Annotated in this window: 24 protein-coding genes, 1 other RNA gene and 1 riboswitch; of the genes, 11 read left to right on the top strand and 14 right to left on the bottom strand. The window is 69.9% G+C overall.

Annotation, left to right across the window (positions count from 1 at the left end; translation table 11 throughout):
* Positions 1 to 91: 91 nt before the first annotated feature.
* Genes WS92_RS15390 through lptF form a run of 3 tightly spaced genes read right to left on the bottom strand, consistent with a single transcriptional unit; the run spans position 92 to position 2,757 of the window.
* The gene (locus tag WS92_RS15390; RefSeq protein WP_059932109.1) at positions 92 to 478 is read right to left on the bottom strand and encodes a sirohydrochlorin chelatase; all 387 of its coding nucleotides are present in this window, start codon (positions 476 to 478) and stop codon (positions 92 to 94) included.
* Positions 479 to 504: 26 nt separating this feature from the next.
* Positions 505 to 1,656, bottom strand: coding sequence for an LPS export ABC transporter permease LptG (gene lptG / locus WS92_RS15395; protein ID WP_006024863.1), 1,152 nt, complete (start codon positions 1,654 to 1,656; stop codon positions 505 to 507).
* Between the two features lie 3 nt (positions 1,657 to 1,659).
* Positions 1,660 to 2,757 (bottom strand): LPS export ABC transporter permease LptF, encoded by a 1,098-nt coding sequence (gene lptF, locus WS92_RS15400; RefSeq protein WP_006024864.1) that lies wholly within the window; start codon positions 2,755 to 2,757, stop codon positions 1,660 to 1,662.
* A 120-nt stretch (positions 2,758 to 2,877) separates the two neighbouring features.
* On the opposite strand from lptF, the gene WS92_RS15405 reads away from it, so the two are divergent.
* Genes WS92_RS15405 through WS92_RS15415 form a run of 3 tightly spaced genes read left to right on the top strand, consistent with a single transcriptional unit; the run spans position 2,878 to position 5,557 of the window.
* Positions 2,878 to 4,389, top strand: a complete 1,512-nt coding sequence (locus WS92_RS15405) for a leucyl aminopeptidase (RefSeq protein WP_059932111.1) — start codon at positions 2,878 to 2,880, stop codon at positions 4,387 to 4,389.
* 43 nt (positions 4,390 to 4,432) lie between these two features.
* On the top strand, positions 4,433 to 4,849 hold the full coding sequence (locus WS92_RS15410) for a DNA polymerase III subunit chi (protein WP_059932113.1): 417 nt from the start codon (positions 4,433 to 4,435) through the stop codon (positions 4,847 to 4,849).
* Between the two features lie 21 nt (positions 4,850 to 4,870).
* Positions 4,871 to 5,557, top strand: coding sequence for a DUF2486 family protein (locus WS92_RS15415; protein WP_059932239.1), 687 nt, complete (start codon positions 4,871 to 4,873; stop codon positions 5,555 to 5,557).
* A 158-nt stretch (positions 5,558 to 5,715) separates the two neighbouring features.
* Here WS92_RS15415 and WS92_RS15420 read toward each other — a convergent pair whose 3' ends face one another.
* Positions 5,716 to 6,039 carry a c-type cytochrome gene (locus WS92_RS15420; protein WP_015600121.1) on the bottom strand — a complete coding sequence of 108 codons (324 nt, stop codon included), beginning with the start codon at positions 6,037 to 6,039 and terminating at the stop codon, positions 5,716 to 5,718.
* A gap of 140 nt (positions 6,040 to 6,179) precedes the next feature.
* Positions 6,180 to 7,853 (bottom strand): dihydroxy-acid dehydratase, encoded by a 1,674-nt coding sequence (gene ilvD / locus WS92_RS15425; RefSeq protein WP_006024869.1) that lies wholly within the window; start codon positions 7,851 to 7,853, stop codon positions 6,180 to 6,182.
* 180 nt (positions 7,854 to 8,033) lie between these two features.
* Here ilvD and WS92_RS15430 point away from each other — a divergent pair, with 180 nt between their 5' ends.
* Both WS92_RS15430 and lgt read left to right on the top strand, forming a co-directional pair.
* Positions 8,034 to 8,999 (top strand): LysR family transcriptional regulator, encoded by a 966-nt coding sequence (locus tag WS92_RS15430; RefSeq protein ID WP_059932115.1) that lies wholly within the window; start codon positions 8,034 to 8,036, stop codon positions 8,997 to 8,999.
* 106 nt (positions 9,000 to 9,105) lie between these two features.
* Positions 9,106 to 9,996, top strand: a complete 891-nt coding sequence (gene lgt, locus WS92_RS15435) for a prolipoprotein diacylglyceryl transferase (RefSeq protein ID WP_006024871.1) — start codon at positions 9,106 to 9,108, stop codon at positions 9,994 to 9,996.
* A gap of 91 nt (positions 9,997 to 10,087) precedes the next feature.
* On the opposite strand, the gene WS92_RS15440 is transcribed toward lgt, so the two are convergent.
* The 5 genes from WS92_RS15440 to WS92_RS15460 form a co-directional block, all read right to left on the bottom strand.
* Positions 10,088 to 10,825: an SIMPL domain-containing protein gene (locus WS92_RS15440; RefSeq protein WP_015600668.1), complete on the bottom strand. Its 738-nt coding sequence runs from the start codon at positions 10,823 to 10,825 to the stop codon at positions 10,088 to 10,090.
* Between the two features lie 198 nt (positions 10,826 to 11,023).
* Positions 11,024 to 11,485 (bottom strand): EVE domain-containing protein, encoded by a 462-nt coding sequence (locus WS92_RS15445; RefSeq protein ID WP_059932117.1) that lies wholly within the window; start codon positions 11,483 to 11,485, stop codon positions 11,024 to 11,026.
* Between the two features lie 75 nt (positions 11,486 to 11,560).
* Positions 11,561 to 11,742: non-coding RNA, 6S RNA (gene ssrS, locus WS92_RS15450), on the bottom strand.
* Between the two features lie 82 nt (positions 11,743 to 11,824).
* Positions 11,825 to 12,139 carry a cell division protein ZapA gene (locus tag WS92_RS15455; protein WP_006024874.1) on the bottom strand — a complete coding sequence of 105 codons (315 nt, stop codon included), beginning with the start codon at positions 12,137 to 12,139 and terminating at the stop codon, positions 11,825 to 11,827.
* Entirely contained in the window at positions 12,136 to 12,486 is a 351-nt protein-coding gene (locus tag WS92_RS15460; protein ID WP_006024875.1) for a hypothetical protein, read from the bottom strand. The genes WS92_RS15455 and WS92_RS15460 overlap by 4 nt, the downstream gene beginning before the upstream one ends.
* Before the next feature lie 202 nt (positions 12,487 to 12,688).
* Positions 12,689 to 12,949, top strand: a riboswitch (cobalamin riboswitch).
* A gap of 68 nt (positions 12,950 to 13,017) precedes the next feature.
* Here WS92_RS15460 and WS92_RS15465 point away from each other — a divergent pair.
* The 6 genes from WS92_RS15465 (at position 13,018) to cobC (ending at position 19,292) form a co-directional block, all read left to right on the top strand.
* Positions 13,018 to 14,937: a TonB-dependent receptor plug domain-containing protein gene (locus tag WS92_RS15465; protein ID WP_059932120.1), complete on the top strand. Its 1,920-nt coding sequence runs from the start codon at positions 13,018 to 13,020 to the stop codon at positions 14,935 to 14,937.
* A gap of 78 nt (positions 14,938 to 15,015) precedes the next feature.
* A complete protein-coding gene (locus tag WS92_RS15470; RefSeq protein ID WP_015601725.1) occupies positions 15,016 to 16,017 on the top strand; it encodes a FecCD family ABC transporter permease in 1,002 nt (333 codons plus the stop codon).
* Positions 16,014 to 16,844 carry an ABC transporter ATP-binding protein gene (locus WS92_RS15475; protein WP_059932122.1) on the top strand — a complete coding sequence of 277 codons (831 nt, stop codon included), beginning with the start codon at positions 16,014 to 16,016 and terminating at the stop codon, positions 16,842 to 16,844. Before WS92_RS15470 ends, WS92_RS15475 begins: the two co-directional genes overlap by 4 nt.
* 43 nt (positions 16,845 to 16,887) lie before the next feature.
* Positions 16,888 to 17,943, top strand: a complete 1,056-nt coding sequence (gene cobT, locus WS92_RS15480; RefSeq protein WP_059932124.1) for a nicotinate-nucleotide--dimethylbenzimidazole phosphoribosyltransferase — start codon at positions 16,888 to 16,890, stop codon at positions 17,941 to 17,943.
* Positions 17,944 to 17,949: 6 nt separating this feature from the next.
* Complete coding sequence (locus WS92_RS15485; RefSeq protein WP_059932126.1) at positions 17,950 to 18,708, top strand: adenosylcobinamide-GDP ribazoletransferase; 759 nt, start codon at positions 17,950 to 17,952, stop codon at positions 18,706 to 18,708.
* A complete protein-coding gene (gene cobC / locus WS92_RS15490; protein ID WP_059932128.1) occupies positions 18,693 to 19,292 on the top strand; it encodes an alpha-ribazole phosphatase in 600 nt (199 codons plus the stop codon). The genes WS92_RS15485 and cobC overlap by 16 nt, the downstream gene beginning before the upstream one ends.
* A 79-nt stretch (positions 19,293 to 19,371) precedes the next feature.
* Here cobC and WS92_RS15495 read toward each other — a convergent pair whose 3' ends face one another.
* From WS92_RS15495 to cobU, 4 genes are read right to left on the bottom strand one after another with little or no spacing between them, the layout of a single operon-like run.
* Entirely contained in the window at positions 19,372 to 20,295 is a 924-nt protein-coding gene (locus WS92_RS15495) for a cobalamin-binding protein (protein WP_059932130.1), read from the bottom strand.
* Between the two features lie 5 nt (positions 20,296 to 20,300).
* Positions 20,301 to 21,359: a threonine-phosphate decarboxylase CobD gene (cobD, locus tag WS92_RS15500; RefSeq protein WP_059932132.1), complete on the bottom strand. Its 1,059-nt coding sequence runs from the start codon at positions 21,357 to 21,359 to the stop codon at positions 20,301 to 20,303.
* On the bottom strand, positions 21,352 to 22,296 hold the full coding sequence (gene cbiB / locus WS92_RS15505; protein WP_059932133.1) for an adenosylcobinamide-phosphate synthase CbiB: 945 nt from the start codon (positions 22,294 to 22,296) through the stop codon (positions 21,352 to 21,354). The genes cobD and cbiB overlap by 8 nt, the downstream gene beginning before the upstream one ends.
* Positions 22,290 to 22,847 carry a bifunctional adenosylcobinamide kinase/adenosylcobinamide-phosphate guanylyltransferase gene (gene cobU / locus WS92_RS15510; RefSeq protein WP_015601059.1) on the bottom strand — a complete coding sequence of 186 codons (558 nt, stop codon included), beginning with the start codon at positions 22,845 to 22,847 and terminating at the stop codon, positions 22,290 to 22,292. Before cobU ends, cbiB begins: the two co-directional genes overlap by 7 nt.
* Positions 22,848 to 22,856 lie beyond the last annotated feature (9 nt).

A 22,856-nucleotide genomic window follows, 5' to 3' on the forward strand; every position in this document is an offset into this window, starting at 1 on the left:
AACGAACGACACGCCGGCGATGAGCCGGCGTCTTTTTTATGTCGCCGCGCCGGCCGTCACGAGCGGAGCGGCCCGCGCAAGCGGCGAGCGATCAACGCGCGGGACCCTCGCTCGCCCGCACGCAATATGCGACGATCGCGTCGAGCACCGCATCGTCTTCGCCGACCGCGGTCGCGCAGCGGATGTCGATTCCCGGCTGCGCGGCGCGGCACGCATCGATCAGTTGCGGCAGGTCGCGCCGAACGTGGCCGCCCTCGCCGAAGAACACCGGAATCACGGTGATCGCGTCGCAGCCTCGTGCGGCGAGCGCGGCTGCCGCCGCGACGAGCGACGGCTCCATCAATTCGAGAAACGCGAGCACGACGGGCACATCGGCGCCGCGCGCCGCGCGCAGCTTCGCCGCGAGGCGCTCGAACGGCGCGGCCCAGCGCGCGTCGCGCGCGCCGTGGCCGAAAAGGACGATTCCGTGTCGATTCATCACGCCCTCCGATGACGTGCGCGCGCTCAGTGCCGATCGACCCACTTCAGCGCGAAGAGGCCGAGCGCGAGGTAGATGCAGCCGGGCAGCGCGGCGGTGAGCGGCGCGGGCCACGTGTTCAGCGTGCCGATGTGCGAGAACAGCGTGTTGAAGAGCTGGAAGCTCATGCCGAGCATGATCCCGCCGAACACCTTCACGCCGACGACGCCCGCGCGCGTATGCAGATACGCGAACGGCAGCGACAGCACGAGCATCACGAACACCGCGAACGGATACAGCAGCTTGCGCCACAGCGCGATGTCGTAGCGCTGCGTGTCCTGCTGGTTTTCCTTCAGGTGCTGGATGTAGCGGAACAGGTTGAAGAGCGACATCCGCTCGGGCGACACGAGCAGCACCGACAGGATCTGCGGCGTCAGGTCCGAGCGCAGCGAATACTGCGGCAGCGTGACCTGCTGCGCGCGATACACTGGGCTGAGCGTATCGGCGGGCGACGTCGCGCCGTTGCCCGCGAGGCTCGTGAGCTGCGTGTCGGTGACGTCCGTCAGCAGCCAGTGGCCGGGCGGCTGATAGCGGCCGCTCTTCGCGATCCGCACGTTCTGCAGGTTGAACCTCGAATCGAATTCGTAGATGCGCACGTCGCTGATCGTCGAGTCGGGCGACAGCTTGCCGACGTTGACGAAGCGCGTGACGGGCTCGCCGTTGTCGCGCGCGGTGAGCGTGTCCTTCACCCAGACGCCCGACGCGAAGTTCGTCGACACCGACGAGCCGAGCGCCTCGAGCCGCACGCGCTCGGACAACTGATCCGAGTACGGGCCGATGAATTCGCCGATCAGGTAGGTCGCGATGACGATCGGCACGCCGATCTTCACGAGCGAGCGCAGCGCCTGGTTCGTCGCGAGGCCGGACACGCGGAAGATCGTGAACTCCGAGTTCGCGGCCATCTGCGCGAACACGTAGATCGCGCTGATCAGCGCGGCGACCGGGATGATTTCATAGAAGCGCGACGGCGCCTGCAGCGCGACGCGCAGCACAGCGTAGCCGAACTTGTAGTTGCCGTGGCCGACCGAGTTCAGCTCGCTGATGAGGTCGAAGAAGAAGAAGAGCCCGGAGAACGCGAACAGCACGAAGATGAACGTGACGTAGATCTGCCGCGCGAAGTATTTCTCGTAGAGGCGCATCGGTCAGGCCCCCTGCGAGCGGCCGGACGCGGCGCGCGAGAAGAGGGGCCGGTTGCGCACGCGCAGCCAGAACAGCAGCGCGACGACACCGGCGACGACCACGTGCAGCCCGACGAGCCCGAGCCCGAAGGCGATCTTGCCCCGCTCCATTTGCGACTGGACGACGTTCAGCAGATTCGAATAGGTGAGGTAGATCAGCACGGCCATCACGAGGTTCACGGTTCGCCCGCGGCGCGGGTTCTGATACGCGAGCGGGATCGCGAGGATCATCAGGTTGATCGCGATGAGCGGCAGCCCGGCGCGCCACGCGAATTCGGCGAGGTTCTGGTTGGTCGGGTTGCGCAGCAGATCGGGCGTCGACGTGCCCGTCGTCGTCGGCTGGCTCACGATCTGCTTGCTCTGGATCTTCACGCCGTAGCGCTCGAACTCCATGATCTTGAAGTTCGGCTGGCCGGGCACGCCGTCGTAGCGGCGGCCGTTCTCGAGCACGATGAAGCGGTCGCCGTTCTTCATCGTCTCGGTGTGGCCCGTCTGCGACACGACGACGTTCACCTTGCCTTGCTCGGTCGTCGTGACGAACACGTTCTGCACCTTCGCCTGGTCGGGCGACATCTTCTCGATGAAGAACACGCGGTGGTTCGCCGCGGATTCGCGGAACTGGCCGGGCGCGAGGAGCGACACCTCGTCGCGCTGCTGGAAGCGCGCCTTGATGAGCTTGCTCTGCTGGTTCGACCACGGCCAGCCGACGAACGCGAAGAAGGCGATGAGGATCACGATCGGCGTCGCGAACACGCCGATCGGCTTGATGAGCCGCGTGAGGCTCACGCCGGACGCGAGCCAGACGACCATTTCGGAATCCTTGTACCAGCGCGTGAGCACGAACAGGATCGACACGAACAGCGTGCCGACGAGGATCATCGCGAGATAGCCGATCACGGTGAGGCCGATCAGGACCAGCACGTCCTTCGGATTCACCTCGCCGGACGCGGCGTAGCCGACGATGCGAATCATCATCGACGTCAGCATGATCGTGAGCAGCACCATGAAAACGGCGCCGGCGGTGTACGCCAGCTCGCGCTGGAGGGAGCGTTCGAAGATCATTATTGATGCGAAGAGGGCGGGAAACAGCGCACGAGTGGGGGGCGCTCACGCCGCACGGGAAAAATAGCGGATAATTGCGGCTTTCATCCTTAGCCCAGATTTTATCCGAGGACAAGCGCGATGGACTTTAGCATAAAAGGCTGTGATTGGAGCAAAGGCGCGGCGAAGGGCTTCCTGACGGGGAAATCCGACTGCATCGTGCTGGGCGTGTTCGAGGCGCAAACCCTGTCCGGCGCGGCGCTCGACATCGACGAAGCGACGAAGGGCCTCGTCTCGCGCGTGATCAAGGCGGGCGACATCGACGGCAAGCTCGGCAAGACCTTGTTTTTGCACGAAGTTTCGGGTATCGGCGCGTCGCGTGTGCTGCTCGTCGGCCTGGGCAAGCAGGATGCTTTCAGCCAGAAAGCCTACAACGACGCGGCGAAGGCCGCATGGCGCGCGCTCATCGGCACGAAAGTGGTCCAGGTCACGTTCACGCTCGCGCAACTGCCCGTGCCCGAGCGCGCGTCCGACTGGGGCGTGCGCGCGGCGATTCTCGCGCTGCGCAATGAAACGTACAAGTTCACGCAGATGAAGAGCAAGCCGGACGCGGGCGCGCAGGCGCTCAAGCGCGTCGTGTTCAGCGTCGATCCGGCCGACGACAAGGCGGCGAAGATCGCCGTGAAGCAGGCGGTCGCGCTCGCGAACGGAATGGACCTGACGCGCGACCTCGGCAACCTGCCGGGCAACGTCTGCACGCCGACCTACCTCGCGAACACCGCGAAGAAGCTCGCGAAGGACTGGGGCCTGAAAGCCGACGTGCTGGGGCTCAAGCAGATCCAGGCGCTCAAGATGGGCTCGTTCCTGTCGGTCGCGAAGGGCTCGATCGAGCCGCCGCAGTTCATCGTGCTGCAGTATCAGGGCGCGGCCGCGAAGGCGGCGCCCGTCGTGCTCGTCGGCAAGGGCATCACGTTCGATTCGGGCGGCGTTTCGCTGAAGCCGGGCGAGGGCATGGACGAGATGAAGTACGACATGTGCGGCGCGGGCTCGGTGCTCGGCACGATCCGCGCGGTCGCCGAAATGGGCCTGAAGATCAACGTCGTCGCGATCGTGCCGACCTGCGAGAACATGCCGGCCGGCAACGCGAACAAGCCGGGCGACATCGTCACGAGCATGAAGGGCCTGACGATCGAGGTGCTCAACACCGACGCGGAAGGCCGCCTCATCCTGTGCGACGCGCTCACGTACGCGGAGCGCTTCAAGCCGGCCGCGGTGGTCGACGTCGCGACGCTGACGGGCGCGTGCATCATCGCGCTCGGCCATCACAACACCGGCCTCTTCTCGACGGACGACGCGCTCGCGGGTGAACTGCTCGACGCGTCGCGCGAGGCGGGCGACCCGGCGTGGCGCCTGCCGCTCGACGACGAGTATCAGGATCAACTGAAGTCGAACTTCGCGGATCTCGCGAACATCGGCGGCCGGCCGGCCGGCAGCGTGACGGCTGCGTGCTTCCTGTCGCGCTTCGCGCAGAGCTATCCGTGGGCGCACCTCGACATCGCGGGCACCGCATGGAAGAGCGGCGCGGCGAAGGGCGCGACGGGCCGTCCCGTGCCGCTTCTCGCGCAATTCCTGATCGACCGCGCCGGCGCGTGATGGCGCAAGGTTCGACGAACCGCACGGCGGGGCGCGGCGAGCGATGACGCGGATCGATTTCCATACGAACGTCGGCGATTCGCTCGCGTACGCGTGCCGGCTGCTGCGCAAGGCGTATCAGGCGGGGCGGCCCGTCGTCGTGTGCGCGGAGCCCGCGCGGCTGCGCGCGCTCGACGAGCGTTTGTGGACGTTCTCGCCGCTCGATTTCATTCCGCATTGCGCGGTCGACAACGCGCACGCGGCGGGCACGCCGATCGTGCTGACCGCGGATCTCGACCGCGCGCCGCATCACGGTATCCTGCTGAACCTGGGCGCTCAGGTGCAGGCGCAATTCGCGCGCTTCGAGCGCCTGCTCGAAGTGGTCGGCAACACGCCCGACGAACTCGCGGCCGGCCGCGACCGGTACCGGTTCTACCGCGATCGCGGCTATGCGCTCAACAATCACAAGCAGGGCGGCTAGCCCGAGCGGATGGAGGACAACGTGGTCGAAGCCAACGAATCGTCGATCCCCGTGCTGACCGACGTGCTCGTGCCCGGCAATCCGGCGCTCGCGCGGCCGCCCGTCGCCGGGCGCGCGGAGGCGGGCGAGACGGCCGCCTCCGCGGCTCGGGCCGGCGACGCGCATGAAGCGCATGAGGCCCAGGAAGCTCATGAGGCCGACAAGTTCGATGCGGCCGCGCCCGTGGCGCGTGACGCGGCGATCCCACCCGTTGGCGAGACGGGCGTGCCGCCGCGCGCGGAGCCGTCGTTCGTGTCCGCGCCCGATCCGCTTGCCGCCGAACTGCCGACCGCCTATGCGGCGAGCGCGACGTATGCGGACGAGCTGCCCGCCGCGCATCCGGCGCCGGATCTCGAACCGCCCGCTGCGTTGCCTTCGTCGGTGCCCGAGGTCGGGCAGGCCGCGCCGTCGTCCGCCGCGGACCTCGAAGCGCGGCAGATCGCCGAGCGGCTGAAGAGCCGCATGACCCACTATCTGACGGGGGAAGGGCGCGGCCTCATCGAGGCGCGTTGCCGCGAGGCGCTGCACGACCATGCGGGCTGGCTCGTCGGCCAGATCGCACGCGAAGTCGCGCTTACGCTCGAGACCGAGGTCGCCGGCTGGGTGACGGAGGAAGTTGGCGCGGCGCTCGCGCGCCGCAACGCGCTCACGCAGCGCGATACCGCGTAACGGCAAGCCGGCCGGCTTGCCTTATCATCTGTTGCGTCGCCCGTCACGGGCGGGGCGAGCGGCGAGGCGCTCGGGCATCGCGTTGCGCGCGCAATCATCGGCAACCCCGCGCAACAGGATGCCTCGCGCGATCGGCGGCGCGCGTCGATGCGGATGATTTATTTGCGCGACAGGATCCAGTGCGCGAGCGTGCCGGCCTCGGCGCTCGTCAATTGCGTGTTCGCGGGCATCGGCACGTTGCCCCACACGCCGACGCTGCCCTTGACGATCGTCTGCGCGAGATAGGCGGCGGCGTCGCCGCGCGTCGCGTATTTGTCGGCGATCGCGTGGAACGACGGTCCCATCAACGTCTTGTCGATCGCGTGGCAGGCCATGCAGTTCTTGCGTTGCGCGAGCGCGAGGCCGTCGGCCTGCTGCGCGTGCGCATGGGCGGCCGCGGCAACGAGCGCGATTGCCATCAGGCGCAAGGTCGTTCTCTTCATGCTGGTCTCCGCCGGCACAGCGTCCGGCTTGGCGGTGCGCGCATTATAAAAGGAAAGGGGGCGCGAGTACGTCGCGCCCCCTTCTTCGTCTTGTCGCTTTTTGTCGTCCCGCCGTGGCGCCATTGTGGCGCAGCCGTGCGTCAGCCCGTCACCGCGCCCTTGTTCGCCGGGCGGGCGAGCGCCGCGTACTTCGCGAGCACGCCGCGCGTGTAGCGCGGCGCCGGCTGCTTCCACGCGGCGCGGCGGCGCGCGAGCTCGGCGTCGTCGACGTTCAACTGCAGCAGCAGCTTGTGCGCGTCGATCGTGATCGAATCGCCTTCCTGCACGAGCGCGATCGCGCCGCCGACGAACGCTTCCGGCGCGACGTGGCCGACCACCATCCCCCACGTGCCGCCGGAGAAGCGGCCGTCCGTGATGAGGCCGACCGATTCGCCGAGGCCCTTGCCGATGATCGCCGACGTCGGCGCGAGCATCTCCGGCATCCCCGGGCCGCCTTGCGGGCCGAGGTAGCGCAGCACGACGACGTCGCCCGCGTGGATCCTGTCGTCGAGGATCGCGGCGAGCGCGCTCTGCTCGTCGTCGAATACGCGCGCCGGGCCGGTGATGACCGGGTTCTTCAGGCCGGTGATCTTCGCGACCGCGCCGTCCTCGGCGAGGTTGCCCTTCAGGATCGCGAGGTGGCCTTCCTTGTACAGCGCCTGGTCGATCGGGTAGATCACCTTCTGGTCGGCGCGCGGCGCGCTCGGCACGTCCTTCAGCTCCTCGGCGATCGTGCGGCCCGTGATCGTCACGCAGTCGCCGTGCAGCAGGCCCGCGTCGAGCAGGAGCTTCATCACCTGCGGAATGCCGCCCGCCGCGTGCAGATCAGTCGCGACGTACTGGCCCGACGGCTTCAGGTCGCAGATCACCGGCACGCGCTTGCGGATGCGCTCGAAGTCTTCGATCGACCAGTCGATCTCGGCCGCGTGCGCGATCGCCAGATAGTGGAGCACCGCATTCGTCGAGCCGCCCGTGGCCATGATCACCGACACCGCGTTCTCGATCGACTGCTTCGTGATGATGTCGCGCGGCTTCAGGTCCTGCTTCACCGCCTCGACGAGCACGCGCGCCGATTCGGCCGCCGAATCGACCTTTTCCTGATCGGGGTTGGCCATCGTCGACGAGTACAGCAGCGACATGCCGAGCGCCTCGAACGACGAGCTCATCGTGTTCGCGGTGTACATGCCGCCGCACGAGCCCGTCGTCGGGCACGCGTTCTTTTCGACCCCTTCGAAATCCTCCTGCGACATGCGCCCCGCGGTGAACTCGCCGACCGCCTCGAACGACGACACGATCGTCAGATCCTTGCCCTTCCAGTGGCCGGGGCGGATCGTGCCGCCGTACACGTAGATGCCCGGCACGTTGCTGCGCGCGAGCGCGATCATGCCGCCCGGCATGTTCTTGTCGCAGCCGCCCACGACAACGACGCCGTCCATCCACTGGCCCTGCGCGCAGGTCTCGATGCAGTCGGCGATCACCTCGCGCGACACGAGCGAGTACTTCATCCCTTCGGTGCCCATCGACATGCCGTCCGAGATCGTCGGCGTGCCGAAGATCTGCGGATTCGCGCCGGCGTCCTTGACGGCCGCGACGGCGGCGTCCGACAGGCGCTGCAGGCCCGCGTTGCACGGCGTGATCGTCGAGTGGCCGTTCGCGATGCCGATCATCGGCTTGTCGAAATCTTCCTTCTGATAGCCGAGCGCGTAATACATCGAGCGGTTCGGCGAACGGGCCACGCCTTGCGTGATGTTCTTCGAGCGGCGGTTGTACGACATGGGGGACTCCATCATCGACTGGTTGACTGTGGGGCGGAGCGGCGCGCTGCATCGGCGCGGTCCGGCTCAGGTGGGCAAGGATGCAGTTTCTGTTGGAGAATGTCCAATATATTATTCATCGTCTATTAGGTCGATACGCATATCAATCGGTGTGTTGACGATGACGAGGCGGAGCCTGATTTGACCCCTGATCTGCGCCAATGGCGCTATTTCATCGCCGTCGCCGACGAGCGACACTTCGGCCGCGCCGCCGAGCGGCTCTCGATGACGCAGCCGCCGCTGTCTCAGGCGATCCGCGCGCTCGAGGATGTGCTCGGCGTCGCGCTCTTCGCGCGCACGAAGCGCTCGGTCGAGCTGACCGCGGTCGGCGCGGCGCTGCTGCCCGACGTGCGGCGGCTGATCGCCGCGGCCGACGCGCTGCCGCCGCTCGCGCAGAGCCTTGCGCGCGGCGAGGCGGGCTCGCTCGCGCTCGCGTTCGTGTCGACGGCCGACTACGGGTTGCTGCCGCAACTGTTGCGCGAGTTCGGCGCGCGCCACCCGCACGTGCGGCTGCAACTGACCGAGGCGACGAGCGACGTGCAGATCGAGGAGCTCGCTGCGGGCCGCATCGACGCGGGGCTCGTGATCCCGCCCGTGCCGCCGCGGCACGCGGCGTCGCTGTCGTATCTGCCGGTGCTGCGCGAGCCGCTCGTCGTCGCGATGCCGGCCGACGCCGCCGAGGCGGCGGGGGACGCGCCCGTGCGCATCGCCGACATCGCGTCGCTGCCGCTCGTCGTCTTCCCGCGTCGTCTGGCGCCCGGCTTTTATGACATCATTACGGGCTGCTACGGCGCGGCGGGCGTCGCGCCGCGCATCGGCCAGGAGGCGATCCAGATGCAGACGATCGTGAGCCTCGTGTCCGCGGGCATGGGTGTCGCGCTCGTGCCGCAATCGCTGCGTAACCTGCGGCGCACGGGGGTCGTCTACCGCGCGCTCGCCGATCCGGCGCCCGTCGTCGAGACGGGCCTCGTGTGGCGCACGGACGACGTGAGTCCGGTGCTCGGGGGCTTCATCGACGTCGTGCGAGGCGCTGCGCGGCGCGCTTTGCCTTCGCCGCCGGACGAGGCCGCCGGGGCGGACGTGAGCAGGCGCGCGACGCGGCCGTGAACGTTCGCGCGGCGCGGGCGTCGAATCGCGGTCGCGACGCGTTCGCGCGGCGGCGGTCGACGTGCCCGTGCATGCCGCATCGATTCAGAACCTTCAACGCTAACTCATGATCATTCATCCGAATTTCGATCCCGTCGCGATTCACCTCGGCCCGCTCGCCGTGCGCTGGTACGGGCTCATGTATCTCGTCGGCTTCATCCTCGCGATCGTCGTCGGGCGGCTGCGCCTGAAGCTGCCGCACGTCGCCGCGCAAGGCTGGAGCGCGAAGGACATCGACGACATGATGTTCTACGGCGTGCTCGGCGTCGTGCTGGGCGGCCGGCTCGGCTACGTGCTGTTCTACAAGGCGGGCTACTACTTCTCGCATCCGCTCGACATCTTCCGCGTGTGGGAGGGCGGGATGTCGTTCCACGGCGGCTTCCTCGGCGTCACGCTGGCGATGGCGCTGTTCGCGTGGCAGCGCAAGCGCCACTGGCTCGAAGTGACCGACTTCGTCGCGCCGATGGTGCCGACGGGGCTCGCGGCCGGGCGGCTCGGCAACTTCATCAACGGCGAGCTGTGGGGCCGCGTGACGAGCCCCGACGCGCCGTGGGCGATGCTGTTTCCGGGCGCGTCGCGCGACGACGCCGCGTGGCTCGCCGCGCACCAGGACATCGCCGCGAAGTGGAATCTGAACGAGGTGTTCCTGTCGCACCAGATGCTGCCGCGGCATCCGTCGCAACTGTACGAAATCGCGCTCGAAGGCATCGCGCTCTTTTTCGTGCTGTGGTTCTTCTCGCGCAAGCCGCGGCCGATGGGCGCGATCTCGGCGCTCTTCTTGATCGGCTACGGCGCCGCGCGCTTCACGGTGGAGTTCGCGCGCGAGCCGGACGATTTCCTCGGCCTGCTGACGTTCGGCCTGTCGATGGGGCAGTGGCTGTCGCTGCCGATGATCGTCGCGGGCGTGCTGATGATGATCTGGGCGTATCGGCGCGGCGGCGTCGCGAAGCCGGCCTGATCGTCCGGGGCGCGCGATGAAAAACGCCGGCTCGTCGCCGGCGTTTTCGTATCGACTGTCAACGGCGCGCCAACGCGCCGCTTCCAGTACGTCACTTCATCTGCACCGAGCCGTTCACGTTGACGGTCACGGTCGTCTTGCCGCCTTCGACGGCGATCGGCGCGCTCATCTTCGCGCTATCCATCGCGGGCGCGGCCATCGCGAACATCCGCGGATACGGCTGCACGTTGCGGCCGCTGCCGACGTTCACTTCGCGGATCGCGTAGTTGTTGTAGCCGAACGCGCGCGTCGCTTCCTCGGCGCGCGTGCGGAACGCCTTGATCGCTTCCGTCGTGAGCTTCTGCTCGGCCGCGCGCTGCGCTTCGGGCGACAGCGAGAACGCGACGTTGCCCACTTGCATCATCGGGCTCAACTGGCCCGCGAGCTTCGATGCGGCCGCGAAGTCGTGCGACTCGAGCACGACCTCGGTGCGGCCGCGCCACGCGGAGATCCTGCCGTCGCGGTCGACGCTCGGCGACACCGAGAATTCACCCGTGCGGGCCGTGACGCCCGTGACGCCGCGCGCCTGCGCGAGCGCCGCATCCGCGCGTTTGTTCAGCTCGGCGGTCAGCGTGCCGGGGTCTTTTGCCTGTTGCTCGTAGAACAGCGTGATGTCGACGACGTCCTGCGGGACGTCGGTGCTTGCCTGCGCGGACAGCGACAGCACGCCCGCGGGCGGTTGCATCTGGCCCATGCTTTGCGCGCGCGCGGCGGACGGGGCGAGCGCGAGGGCGATCGGCAGCGCCGCCGCAAGCGTGACGGCAATGGCTAGAGCGGATTTTTTCGTCATTGTTGACTCCTTGAGCGTAAGCGCGCACGCGTTCGGGGGCGTGCGATGCGCGGACGGACGCCGCGCTTCTCCAGAAACGCCCGGCGGACGCGGCACTGCATCCGTCGATGCGCCCATTAGGCCGTCGAAGGCGGGCGGAGGTTCCGGCCGGCGCGGATTCTTGCGCCGGCTCTGACAATGTTTGACGTGGCGGCCGCGTCACTTCATCAGGCGCGTCGTGATGAAGCGCCATTCGTCCGGCGTGACGGGCGTGATCGACAGTCGGTTGCCTTTCGCGAGCACGCGCATGTTCGCGAGCGCGTCGTGCCCGCGCAATGCGGCGAGGGGAACGAGCGGCGACTTCCTGACGAAGCGCACGTCAACGAGCACCCAGCGCGGCGATTCTCGCGTCGACTTCGGATCGTGGTACGGACTTTGCGAATCGAACTGCGTCGGATCGGGGTAGGGCGTCGACGAGACTTGCGCGAGCCCCGCGATGCCGGGCTCGGGGCAGCTCGAATGATAGAACAGCACGCCGTCGCCGATCTGCATCATGTCGCGCATGAAGTTGCGCGCCTGATAGTTGCGCACGCCGGTCCACGGCAAGGTCTGGTCGGGGGCGGCGGCGAGGTCGTCGATGCTCGCCTCGTCCGGTTCGGATTTCATCAGCCAGTAGCGCATGGATCGCAATGACTCGACGCAATGAAAAGGCTGCACAAAAGGAAACGGCATCGGGACTTGCCCGATGCCGTCGAATAGGCCCCCGCCTTAGCCGCTAGGCCGGCATCCTGAACCTGAGGTTCAGAATTGGTCGCAGTTAGCAGCACTTCGGGTACATCAGACAGAGTGACGCGCGCGCCCGTGCTACAAATTTCCGCAACCGTGCACATGGCATTGGTTCAAGGAATATATGACCTTGGCGAACCAGGCAGGGAAGCTGACTTGACTGTTCGAATCACCTTTGGATTCAGCGGCTTGAACGTGATAGATCAAGCATTGGCCGAACCCGGTGAAACTTGTTTACTGCACCTCGTGCTGTGCGAGCACCGCACCGAGTTGTTCATTCATTTGGCGCATTGTACGCCGGATTTCTTCCGCAGGGAACGCCTCGCCGTGACGCACGCTCTGCTGCAGCCTGAGCAACTCCGACGCGAGCGACAGCGCGGCCATCACCGCGATGCGATCCGTGCCGCGCACCGAACTGTTCGCGCGGATCTTCGACATTTCCGCGTCGACACGCGCGACCGCCTCGAGAAGCGCCGCCTCGGTTTCGGCCGAGCAGGCGAGACGATACGACTGGCCGAGAATCGATACTTCGATCTGCTTCGTGCTCATGCATGTTCTCCGTGGCCCGTCGCACTTTCGCCTTCGTCGTTCGCCTGCGGTGCGAGCAGGTCGAGCTGGTTTTCCGCATCCGGCACGCTTTTCGTGCGCGGCAGTTTCTCGAGGATCGCGTTGAGCTTCACTTGCGCGTCGTCGATTTTCGCCGACAGCGTGTCGCGCTCGGCCGCGAGTGCGTTGCGCTCGTCGCGCAACTGCTCGAGTTCCGCGTGCAGCGTCTGCGCTTCACTGCGCAATTGCGCGACCTGCTCCTCGAGCGCGAGCCGTTCCGTTTGATGGCGTTGATTCAGCGCGATCAGGCGGCCGATGTTTTGAGATAGGGTTTCGAGTTCGTTGAGCATGTGCTGCGTCCTCTAAAGACCCAGCATTTTAGCGCGGAATAGGCGAGTTTCCGATATCTGTAACGTTTCTAGACGTAACACCCCCGCTTCTCGCCGCGAAATATCTTCGTCGTTCGTTGATGCCGATCGTCTCGCCGATAGACGGCGCGACGTTTCTTGCGCCGCGTCGGCGCGGCGCCTTGACGCTGCGGCGCGCGCACTCCTAAACTGGCGCCGCCTCGGTGCTCGCGCGCTTCGCGCGCGGTTAAACGGGAAGCAGGGCGCGACGTCCGCCGGGACCGAGCCAACCTGCGCTGCCCCCGCAACGGTAAGCGATCGCATCGGTTTCGATGCAAGCCGCACTCTCGATGCGCCGGCACGGCCGCCTCGGCCGGCCGCCGGCGACGTGCCACTGCGCATTGCGCGGGAAGGCGAGGCGGTGATGTCGCGAGCCCGGATACCGGCCGAGGCGGGGAGACGGGCGTGCCCGTCTCCGTGATGCGGAGCCTGCGGGGAAGCGGGCGCCGCAGTGACTCAACAGGATCTTCGTTCATGCGAACCCCTCTCGTCCGCGCAGCGCTCGCCGCTCTGTCCGGACTGCCTTGCATCGCGCTCGCGCAAGGCGATGCGTCGGCATCCGCCGCATCCGCCGCCGCCTCCAGTGCGTCTTCGGCCGCGCCGACGCGCTCGACATCCTCGACATCCGCCGAGCCGCTCGCGCCGATCATCGTCACCGCGCAACGCGGGCCGCAGAAGCTCGCCGATGCGATCCCGCAGACGACGCTCTTCGATGCGCAGGACATCGCCGACAGCGGCGCGACCGATCTGCCCGGCCTGCTCGCGCTCGCGCCCGGCGCGCAGATCGTGCGCAACGGCGGGCCGGGCGCGAGCGCGAGCCTTTTCCTGCGCGGCGCGCAGCCGACGCAATCGCTCGTGCTGATCGACGGCGCGCGCGTCGATTCGGCGAGTCTCGGCCAGTCGCAGATCAGTCAGTTGCCGCTCGATCAGATCGATCGCGTCGAAGTGGTGAACGGCAACGTGTCGTCGCTGTACGGGTCCGGCGCGATCGGCGGCGTCGTGCAGGTGTTCACGAAGAACGGCGGCGATCATCCGCCGCGCTTCGATTTCTCCGCGGGCTACGGCAGCTATCACACGCAGACGCAAAGCGCGGGCGCGTCGGGCCGGCTCGACGAGGACGGCAAGACGACGTTCAGCGTGTCGCTCGCGCGGCTGAAGACCGACGGCTTCTCGGCGCTCGATCCCGCGCGCAAGCCGCAGGCGAATCCGAACGCGAACGGCTATCTGAACGAGAGCGCCTCCGCATCGCTTCGGCACCGGTTCAGCGACAAATGGGACGCGGGCGTCACATACTTCCAGGCGAACGGCCGCAACAGCTACGACGACGCCTACGGCTCGCCGACCGATCTGAACGACCTGTACAGCCGCGTCCAGCAACTGTCCGCGTTCGCGAACGGCAAGCTCGCCGACTGGTGGACGACGCGCGTGAACGTGTCGAGCGGCAAGGACCGCAACCAGTCGGCGCTGAACGGCGCGTACACCGATCACTTCAATACCGACGACCGCCAGTACACGTGGCAGAACGACTTCGCGATCGCGCGCGGCCACAAGATCCAGGCGGGGTACGAGCGGCTCGACCAGTCGTTCGAATCGAACAGGTATTCGGCGCCCGAGCGCCACGTGAATTCCGGCTGGCTCGGCTACACCGGCCGCCTCGGCGGCAGCCAGTTCCAGGCGAACGTGCGCCGAGACCAGTACTCCGATTTCGGCGGCGCGAACAGCTACTATCTCGGCTACGGGCTTGACGTCACCGAGCGCTGGAAGGTGTCGGCGAGCTATTCGAGCGCGTTTCGCGCGCCGAGCTTCAACGATCTGTACTATCCGAACGCGGGCAACCGGTCGATTCGGCCCGAGCGCAGCCATTCGGTCGAGGCGGCCGTGCAGTATGCGTCGGATGCGGTGGGCGTCGTGCGCGTCACCGCGTTCCAGACGCGCTACACGAACCTGATCGACTATCGTCCCGGCGCGAGCGGCCCGTACTATGTCGCGCAGAACGTCGGCCGCGCGAAGGTGCAGGGCGTCGAGGGATCGTGGCAGGGGCACGTCGGCAGGACCGACGTGCGCGTCGCCGCGACGCTGCAGAACCCGATCGACGAAACCGCCGGCCGGGATCTGAACCGGCGCGCGCGGCGCTTCGCGGCGATCTCGGCGAACCGCTCGTTCGGCGGCTGGCGCGTCGGCGGCGAATGGCTCGTGAGCGGCGCGCGCGACGATTTCGGCGATCATCTCGGCGGATACGGCGTCGTCAATCTGTCCGCGCGCTACGACATCACGAAGTCGTGGTACGTGAGCGCGCGCCTCGACAATCTGTTCGACAAGGACTACGAGCTTGCCTATGCCTACAACACGCCGCGCCGCGGCGCCTATGTCACGCTCGGCTGGCAGCAGCGCTGACGGCCGGCCGCGCCGTCGGCGCGGTTCGCGCGGCCGCGCGCGGGTGGGCGCATGAGGTCCGATGCGCGCGGCGCCGGCATGCATGCGGCGCGCGCGGCCGCGATCTGGGCCGCGCTCGCGCTCGTCGCGTGCGCGACGTTCGTCGCGTCGCTCACGCTCGGCAGCGTGCCGATGACGCCCGTCGACGCGCTCGCGGCGCTCGTCCATCGCGCCAGCGCCGATCCGCTCGCGGCCGACATCGTCCGCACGCTCAGGCTGCCGCGCGCGCTCGCGGGCTTCGGCTGCGGCGCGCTCCTCGCGCTCGCCGGCGCGCTGCTGCAGGTGCTGCTGCGCAATCCGCTCGCCGAGCCTTACGTGCTCGGCGTGTCGGGCGGCGCGGCCGCGTTCGCGCTCGGCGCGATGATCGCGGGCGGCGCGTGGTGGATCGTCGATTTCGCATCGTTCGCCGGCGCGCTCGCATCGATCGCGTTCGTGCTCGGGCTCGCGCGCCGCGAGCTGTGGCGCGGCGAGCCGCGCGACGCGTCGCCGCGGTTGCTGCTCACGGGCGTCGTGATCTCGGCCGGCTGGTTCGCGCTCATCACGCTGATGCTCGCGATCGCGCCCGACGAGCGCCTGCGCGGCATCCTGTTCTGGCTGTCGGGCGACCTGAGCGGCGCGGCGTCGCCGTGGTTCGCGCTGGCGGCGCTCGCCGCGGCCGCGTGCGTCGCGCTGCCGGTCGCGCCGCAACTGAACGTGCTGCTGCGCGGCGACGCGGCCGCCGCCGCGCTCGGCGTGCCGGCCGCGCGGCTGCGGCTGCGCGTCTATCTGATCGCGTCGCTCGCGGCGGCCGCGGCCGTCACGACGGCGGGCACGATCGGCTTCGTCGGGCTCGTCGTGCCGCACGCGCTGCGGCTCGCGTTCGGCAACGATCAGCGGATGCTGCTGCCCGCCGCGATGCTCGCGGGCGGCGCGGGCGTGATGGCCGCGGACCTGCTCGCGCGCACGGCGATCGCGCCCGCGCAGTTGCCGGTCGGCGTGATGACGGCGCTGATCGGCGTGCCGCTTTTTCTGTGGATGCTGCTGCGGAGGACCGCGCGATGACGACGCACGGCGCGCCGACGCCGCGCTCGGCCCGCTACGGCATGCTGCGTCTCGTGCTGAAGGCGGGCGCGCGCACGCTGCTCGACGAATTCACGCATACGTTCCATCCGGGCGAGCTGTGGTGCGTCGCCGGGCCGAACGGCGCGGGCAAGACGACGTTGATCACGACGCTCGCCGGGCTCGCGAAGCCGGCGGCGGGCCACGTCGAGGCGGACGGCGTGCCGCTCGCCGACTGGCGGCCCGAAGCGCTCGCGCGGCGGCGCGCGTTGATGGCGCAGGCGCTGCACGATGCGTTCAGCGCGAGCGTGTTCGATACCGTGCTGCTCGCCCGCTTCCCGTATCTGACGGGCTGGGGCTGGGAGCGCCCCGATGACCGCGCGGCCGCGCACGCGGCGCTCGCGGCGCTCGGGCTCGAATCGTTCGCCGCGCGCGACGTGCTGTCGCTGTCGGGCGGCGAGCGGCAACGCGTCGCGCTCGCGGCCGCGCTGTGCCAGGATGCGCCGCTGCTGTTGCTCGACGAGCCGCTCGCGCATCTCGATCTGCATCACCAGATCGACTGTCTCGTCGCGCTCGCCGGCTGGCTGCGAGCGGGCGAGCGCACCGCGATCTTCTCGTGCCACGACCTGAATCTCGCGCGCCGCTTCGCGACGCACGCGCTGTTGCTCGACGGCCGCGGCGGCGCGCACGCGGGCCCGGTGCGCGACGTGCTCACGCCCGAGCGCGCGAGCCGCGCGTTCGGCTACCCGCTCGTGCTGATCGAGCGCGACGGCCGCGAGGCGCTCGTGCCCGCGTGGCCCGATGCGCATGATCGTCCCCGCAGCGCCTGATCGACGCGCATCGCGCGACCCATTTCATCCAGGAGACGAACCGATGACCTTCACCTTCTCCCTGCCGACCGTCGAGCCGCTCGACGACGCCGAACTGCGTGCGAAGCTTGCGCGTGTCATCGATCACAAGACGAAGCCGCCCGGCAGCCTCGGGCGCATCGAAGCGCTCGCGCTGCAGCTCGGCATGATCCAGCGCACGACCGCGCCGAGCGTCGCGCGTCCCGTGATGATTGTGTTCGCCGGCGATCACGGGATCGCCGCCGAAGGCGTGAGCCCGTATCCGCAGGCGGTGACCGCGCAGATGGTCGCGAACTTCGTCGCGGGCGGCGCGGCGATCAATGCGTTCTCGGGCGTCGCGGGCCTCACGCTCGAGATCGTCGATGCGGGCGTCGCGTCGCCGTTGCCGGAATCGCCGCAGCTCGTCGGCGCCGCGATCGCGCGCGGCACGCGCAACTTCGCGCACGAGCGCGCGATGTCGCGCGACGAAGCGCTCGCCGCGCTCGCCGCGGGCGCCGCGCGCGTGCGGCATCACGCGGCGCTCGGCACCAACGTGATCGGCTTCGGCGAGATGGGGATCGCGAACACGTCGGCGGCCGCGTGCGTGATGAGCCGCCTGCTGAACGTGCCGATCGACGCGTGCGTCGGCCGCGGCACGGGCCTCGACGACGCGGGCCTCGCGCACAAGCGCGCGGTGCTCGGGCGCGCGCTCGAGCGGCACGCGGACGCGGTCGAGCCGCTCGACGTGCTCGCCGCGTTCGGCGGCTTCGAGATCGCGATGATCGCGGGCGCGTTCCTCGAAGCGGCGCGCGCGCGGATGGCGATCCTCGTCGACGGCTTCATCGCGACCTCGGCGCTCGTCGTCGCCGACGCGCTCGCGCCCACGGTGCGCGAATACTGCGTGTTCTCGCACGTGTCGAACGAAGCGGGGCATCGGCGCATGCTCGAGCACTTCGGCGGCGAGCCGCTCCTCGCGCTCGACCTGCGTCTCGGCGAGGGCACGGGCGCCGCGCTCGCGCTGCCGCTCGTGCGCGCGGCGGCGGCGTTCGTCAACGAGATGGCGAGCTTCGAGTCGGCGGGCGTCGCGAACCGCGATGCGTGACGCGCGATGAATCCGCTCGCCGAACTGCGCTACTTCGTCGTCGCGCTCGGGTACTTCACGCGCGTGCCGGTGCCGCGCGCGATCAGCGGCGCGGCCGTCGATCTCGCGCATGCGGCGCGTTACTTTCCGCTCGTCGGCGTGTGCGTCGGCGCGCTCGCCGCGGCCGTGCATCTCGCCGCCTCGCGCATGTGGCCGCCGGGCGTCGCGGCGCTCGTGTCGATCGCGGCGACGCTCGCCGCGACGGGCGCGCTGCACGAAGACGGCCTTGCCGACAGTTGCGATGCGTTCGGCGGCGGCTACACGCGCGATGACGTGCTGCGGATCATGCGCGATTCGCGGATCGGCACGTTCGGCGCAGCGGCCCTCGTCGTCGCGCTTGCGCTGAAGTGGCAGGCGCTCGCCGCGATGCCGCCCGCGCGCGCCGCGTGGGCGATGATCGCCGCGCACGCGGGAAGCCGCACGCTCGCCGCGAGCCTGCTCGTCACGCTCGACTATGCGCGCGCCGAAGGCAAGGCGCAGCCGGTCGCGCACCGGATGCGCGCGGGCGCGTTCGCGTTCGCGGCCGTGCTCGGCCTGCCGTGGCTGTTCTGGCCGGACTGGCGCGCGGGCGCGCTCGCGCTCGCGGCGATGCTCGTGCTGCGCGCGGGCATCGCGCGTTATCTCGACGCGCGCATCGGCGGCTATACCGGCGATTGCCTCGGCTTCGCGCAGCAGGTGTTCGAACTGTCGATCTATCTGACGATGCTCGGATGGATGTCGTCCTGATTCGCCATCCGGCCGTCGCCGTCGATGCGGGCCTCTGCTACGGCAGCAGCGACGTGCCGCTCGCGGCGGGCGCGGCGGCGGGCGCGGCCGGCATCCTGCGGCGGCTGCGCGCGCTCGGCGTCGCGCGCGCGTCGCGCGTGTGGGCGAGCCCGCTCGCGCGCTGCGCGGACGTCGCGCGCATGCTGGCCGACGACGTGTGCGCGCCGGTCGAGATCGATCCGCGCTTGCGCGAAATCGACTTCGGCGCGTGGGAGATGAAAAGCTGGGACGTGATCGGCCGCGACGCGCTCGATCGATGGAGCGCCGATCTGATGCATGCGCGCGAGCACGGCGGGGAGAGCGCCGCGCAGTTCGTCGCGCGCGTGCGGCCGGCGCTCGCGACGCTCGCTGCTTCGGCGCGCGCGAGCTGGGTCGTCACGCATGCGGGCGTGATGCGCGCGCTGGCGTCGCAGGCGTTCGATGCGCCGCTCGAGGCGATGCTCGCGCGGCCGATCGCGATGGGCGGCGTCGTGTGGTTGCGGCGCGATGACGATTGTGCCGGCGATCGCGCTGGCGCCTGGCGGCTCGAGCATTGGGACGCGTGACGCCCGCAATCGGCAAGCGAGCCCGCGCGCGAGCGTGATTTTCGTTCGAGTGAGTCAGTGAGCTCGCATCGCGCCGCGCTCACGGCTTCGGCCGCCGCGCGCGCGCGACGTCGAGATCCCGGCACAGTTGCTCGGCGCCTTGCGTGATGCGCGGCGCGGGCCGCGTCAGCAGGTCGCCGTCGATCGCGAACAGATTGTCTCGCGCGACCGCGGTCAGCCTGGGCCACGCGCGCCAGCGCGCGAAGTCGGGCAGCGCGTCGCGCGTCGGGGTCGCGCCGGCCGCCGTCGTCACGATCGCTTCCGGATTCGCCGCGAGCACCGCTTCGTCGGTGACGGACGGCGCGACCGGCTGCAGTTGCGCGAACACGTTGCGGCCGCCGCACAGCGCGATCACGTCGCTGACGATGTGATCGCCGTTCAGCGTGATGAGCGGCTTGTCCCACGCCTGAAAGAACACCGTCACGGGCGGCTTGCCCGCGTAGCGCGCGCGCAGTTGCGCGATCTGCCGCCGGTACGCGTCGGCCGCCGCCGACGCGGTCTCGCGCGTGCCGAGCAGCAGGCCGAGCTTGTCGAGCGACGCGGCGACGTCGTCGAGATGCCGCGGCTCGCTGAAGTAGAGCGGGATGCCGAGCGCGCGCAGCCGCTCGGTCTCGCGTCCGGCGTTGCCGTGACGCCAGACGACGATCAGGTCCGGCTTGAGCGCCGCGATCCGTTCGAGGTCGAGCGCCTGGTTCGAGCCGACGCGCGGGATCGCCTTCGCGGCGGGCGGGTAGTCGCTGTACGACACCGCGCCGACGAGCTTCGCGCCGCCGCCCGCCGCATAGATCAGCTCGGTCACGTGCGGCGCGAGGCTCACGACGCGCTGCGCGGGCGCGGCGAGCGTGATCGCGTGGCCGGCGTCGTCGGTGACGGCGATGTCCGCGTGCGCGGCGGCGGTTGGAAGCGCGCAGGCGCTTGCGGCGACGGTCGCCGCGAGGGCGGTGCGGGAGAGGGCGAGGCGCATGGGCGTCAATCTTGTTTCGTCGATCCGGACGGCTGCGTCGACGCGACGGGCAGCGTCGGCACGCATTCGGCGAGCGCGCATTCGAGCCGCCGCCATTCGTCTTCGCCGGCGGGCAGCCCGATGCGCACGCTCGGCGCGTGCGCGAAGTAGCGCGTCCAGATCCCGCACGCCGCGAGCGCGTCGTGCAGCGCGTGCGCGCGCGGATCGGCGGTCCAACTGAAAAGCGGCGTCGCGTGCGTGACGAAGCCGTTCGCACGCAGCAGCGCGGCGAGGCGCGCGCTGTCGTGCGCGAGCCGCTCGCGCGTCGCGCGCTGCCACGCGGTGTCCGCGAACGCGGCGAGCACCGCGTGGCGCGCCGGGCCGCTGACGGTCCACGCGCCGAGCGCATCGCGCAGCCGCGCGAGCAGCGCGGGCGCGGCGAGCGCGAAGCCCGCGCGCACGCCCGCGAGCCCGAAGAACTTGCCGACCGAGCGCAGCACGACGAGGCCGTCGCGGTGCGTGTCCGCCGCGAGTGACGCGTTCGGGTGCGTGTGCGTGTCGGCATCCGCGAACGCCTCGTCGACGATGAGCGCGCCGCCGCGCGCGACGAGCTGCGCGTGCCAGCGCAGCAGCCGCGCGCGATCGACGCGCTCGGCGGTGGGGTTGTTCGGATTGGCGACGATCGCATACGTGAGCGCCGCGGGCAGCGTGTCGCTGCCGCAGTCGAGCGGCGCGCCGGGATGGCCGTGGCGCGCGAACGCGGGTGCGTATTCGCTGTATGCGAGCGGTGCGACGCCGACCGTGCCGCGCGCGAACAGCGCCGGCAGCGCGCGGATCGCCGCCTGGCTGCCCGCGACGGGCAGCACGTGCGCGGCGCCCGGCGCGCCGTAGTAGCGCGCCGCGTGCGCGGCGAGCGCGCCGTCGTCCTCGGGCAGCCGGCGCCAGGCGTCGGCGGGCACGGGCGGCACCGGATAGCCGTGCGGATTGATGCCCGTCGACAGATCGAGCCACGCGTCGCGCGGGATGCCGTGGCGAAGGGCGGCTTCGTGCAGATTGCCGCCGTGCGTGATCGGTGCGTCAGCCATGGTGCGTTGCGATCGACAGTGCCGCGCCCGCGATCAGCAGCGCGAGCCAGAGAATCATCGTGCGCGCGACGAGCGACAGCGCGGCCGCGATGTGCACGGGCGCTGCGGGCTCGCCCGAGCCGAGCACGGGACGGTCCTCGATCGCGCCGTGATAGACGGCGGGGCCGCCGATCACGACGTTCAGGCTGCCCGCGCCCGCGGCCATCACGGGGCCCGCGTTCGGGCTGTCCCAGTGGCGCGCCTGCGCGCGCCAGCAGCGCCACGCGTTCGCGGTGTCGCCGAGGAGCGCGTAGCTCGCCGCGGTGAGGCGCGCGGGCGCCCAGTTGAGCGCGTCGTCGATGCGCGCGGCCGCCCAGCCGAAGCGCGAGAAGCGCGGCGTCCGATAGCCCCACATCGCGTCGAGCGTGTTCGCGAGCCTGAACAGCAGCGCGCCCGGGCCGCCCGCGAGCGCGAACCAGAAGAGCGCGCCGAAGATCGCGTCGTTGCCGTTCTCGAGCGCAGATTCGACCGCCGCGCGCGCGAGCGCGGCCTCGTCGGCGTCGCTCGTGTCGCGCGACACGATGCGCGAGCTCAGCATGCGCGCGGCCGCGAGGTCGCGGCGCAGCAGCGCTGCGGCGATCGGCGCGACGTGCTCGGCGAGGCTGCGCGCGCCGAGCGCGAACCACAGCAGCGCGACGTGCAGCGCGGCGGCAAGCGGCCACGGCAGCGTCGCGACGAGCCATGCGGCGAGCGCGACGGGCGGCGCGACGACCGCGAGCCACGCGGCGAGGCCCGCGAGCCGGCCGCGGCGTCCGGTATTGAGCGCGCGCTCGACGCGCGCGGCGAGCCGGCCGAACGCAACGAGCGGATGCGCGGTGCGCGGCTCGCCGACGAGCTTGTCGACGACGCAGCCGGCGACCGCGAGGAAGGCGACGGCGGGCAGCGACAGGATCAGCATCGCGGCGCGCCCTCGTGCTTGATCGTGACGGGCAGGCCGGCCACGCACAGCGTCACGCGCGTCGCGAGCGCCGCGATGCGCTGGTTGACGCGGCCGAGCGTATCGACGAAGCGGCGCGTTTCCTCGCCGAGCGGCACGACGCCGAAGCCGATCTCGTTGCTGACGACGATCACCTGCGCGCGGCTCGCGCGCAGCGCCGCTTCGAGCTCGGCGACGTGCGCGCCGCAGCGCGCGTCGTCCACGCCCGGGCCGTCGGCCGGGCAGAGCAGGTTCGTGAGCCAGAGCGTCAGGCAGTCGACGAGCACGCACGCGTTCGCGTCGTCGAGCCGGGCGATCGCGGCCGCGAGTTCGACGGGCGCCTCGACGAGCGCCCAGTCGGCCGGCCGGCGCGCGCGATGATGCGCGATGCGCTCGGCGAATTCGCGGTCGGCGACGCGGGCGGTGGCGATGTAGGTGACGGGCCGCCCGCCGGCGGCGGCGAGCCGTTCGGCGTGCGCGCTCTTGCCCGAGCGCGCGCCGCCGAGAACGAAGGTGAGGTCGCGCGGAGTCATCGCGTGATT

The sequence above is a fragment of the Burkholderia sp. MSMB1588 genome (genome assembly GCF_001546925.1).
GTDB classification, from domain to species: Bacteria; Pseudomonadota; Gammaproteobacteria; order Burkholderiales; family Burkholderiaceae; genus Burkholderia; species Burkholderia humptydooensis.

What these genes read in the sequence shown, in the direction of transcription:
- WS92_RS15495 (WP_059932130.1), bottom strand. Translation starts at nt 20,295, where the DNA reads ATGCGCCTCGCCCTCTCCCGCACCGCCCTCGCGGCGACCGTCGCCGCA.
- WS92_RS15470 (WP_015601725.1), top strand. Translation starts at nt 15,016, where the DNA reads ATGCATGCGGCGCGCGCGGCCGCGATCTGGGCCGCGCTCGCGCTCGTC.
- WS92_RS15405 (WP_059932111.1), top strand. Translation starts at nt 2,878, where the DNA reads ATGGACTTTAGCATAAAAGGCTGTGATTGGAGCAAAGGCGCGGCGAAG.
- WS92_RS15475 (WP_059932122.1), top strand. Translation starts at nt 16,014, where the DNA reads ATGACGACGCACGGCGCGCCGACGCCGCGCTCGGCCCGCTACGGCATG.
- lgt (WP_006024871.1), top strand. Translation starts at nt 9,106, where the DNA reads ATGATCATTCATCCGAATTTCGATCCCGTCGCGATTCACCTCGGCCCG.
- WS92_RS15485 (WP_059932126.1), top strand. Translation starts at nt 17,950, where the DNA reads ATGAATCCGCTCGCCGAACTGCGCTACTTCGTCGTCGCGCTCGGGTAC.
- lptF (WP_006024864.1), bottom strand. Translation starts at nt 2,757, where the DNA reads ATGATCTTCGAACGCTCCCTCCAGCGCGAGCTGGCGTACACCGCCGGC.
- WS92_RS15420 (WP_015600121.1), bottom strand. Translation starts at nt 6,039, where the DNA reads ATGAAGAGAACGACCTTGCGCCTGATGGCAATCGCGCTCGTTGCCGCG.
- WS92_RS15465 (WP_059932120.1), top strand. Translation starts at nt 13,018, where the DNA reads ATGCGAACCCCTCTCGTCCGCGCAGCGCTCGCCGCTCTGTCCGGACTG.
- cobC (WP_059932128.1), top strand. Translation starts at nt 18,693, where the DNA reads ATGGATGTCGTCCTGATTCGCCATCCGGCCGTCGCCGTCGATGCGGGC.
- WS92_RS15390 (WP_059932109.1), bottom strand. Translation starts at nt 478, where the DNA reads ATGAATCGACACGGAATCGTCCTTTTCGGCCACGGCGCGCGCGACGCG.
- cbiB (WP_059932133.1), bottom strand. Translation starts at nt 22,296, where the DNA reads ATGCTGATCCTGTCGCTGCCCGCCGTCGCCTTCCTCGCGGTCGCCGGC.
- WS92_RS15440 (WP_015600668.1), bottom strand. Translation starts at nt 10,825, where the DNA reads ATGACGAAAAAATCCGCTCTAGCCATTGCCGTCACGCTTGCGGCGGCG.
- WS92_RS15460 (WP_006024875.1), bottom strand. Translation starts at nt 12,486, where the DNA reads ATGCTCAACGAACTCGAAACCCTATCTCAAAACATCGGCCGCCTGATC.
- lptG (WP_006024863.1), bottom strand. Translation starts at nt 1,656, where the DNA reads ATGCGCCTCTACGAGAAATACTTCGCGCGGCAGATCTACGTCACGTTC.
- ilvD (WP_006024869.1), bottom strand. Translation starts at nt 7,853, where the DNA reads ATGTCGTACAACCGCCGCTCGAAGAACATCACGCAAGGCGTGGCCCGT.
- cobT (WP_059932124.1), top strand. Translation starts at nt 16,888, where the DNA reads ATGACCTTCACCTTCTCCCTGCCGACCGTCGAGCCGCTCGACGACGCC.
- WS92_RS15445 (WP_059932117.1), bottom strand. Translation starts at nt 11,485, where the DNA reads ATGCGCTACTGGCTGATGAAATCCGAACCGGACGAGGCGAGCATCGAC.
- cobD (WP_059932132.1), bottom strand. Translation starts at nt 21,359, where the DNA reads ATGGCTGACGCACCGATCACGCACGGCGGCAATCTGCACGAAGCCGCC.
- WS92_RS15455 (WP_006024874.1), bottom strand. Translation starts at nt 12,139, where the DNA reads ATGAGCACGAAGCAGATCGAAGTATCGATTCTCGGCCAGTCGTATCGT.
- WS92_RS15410 (WP_059932113.1), top strand. Translation starts at nt 4,433, where the DNA reads ATGACGCGGATCGATTTCCATACGAACGTCGGCGATTCGCTCGCGTAC.
- cobU (WP_015601059.1), bottom strand. Translation starts at nt 22,847, where the DNA reads ATGACTCCGCGCGACCTCACCTTCGTTCTCGGCGGCGCGCGCTCGGGC.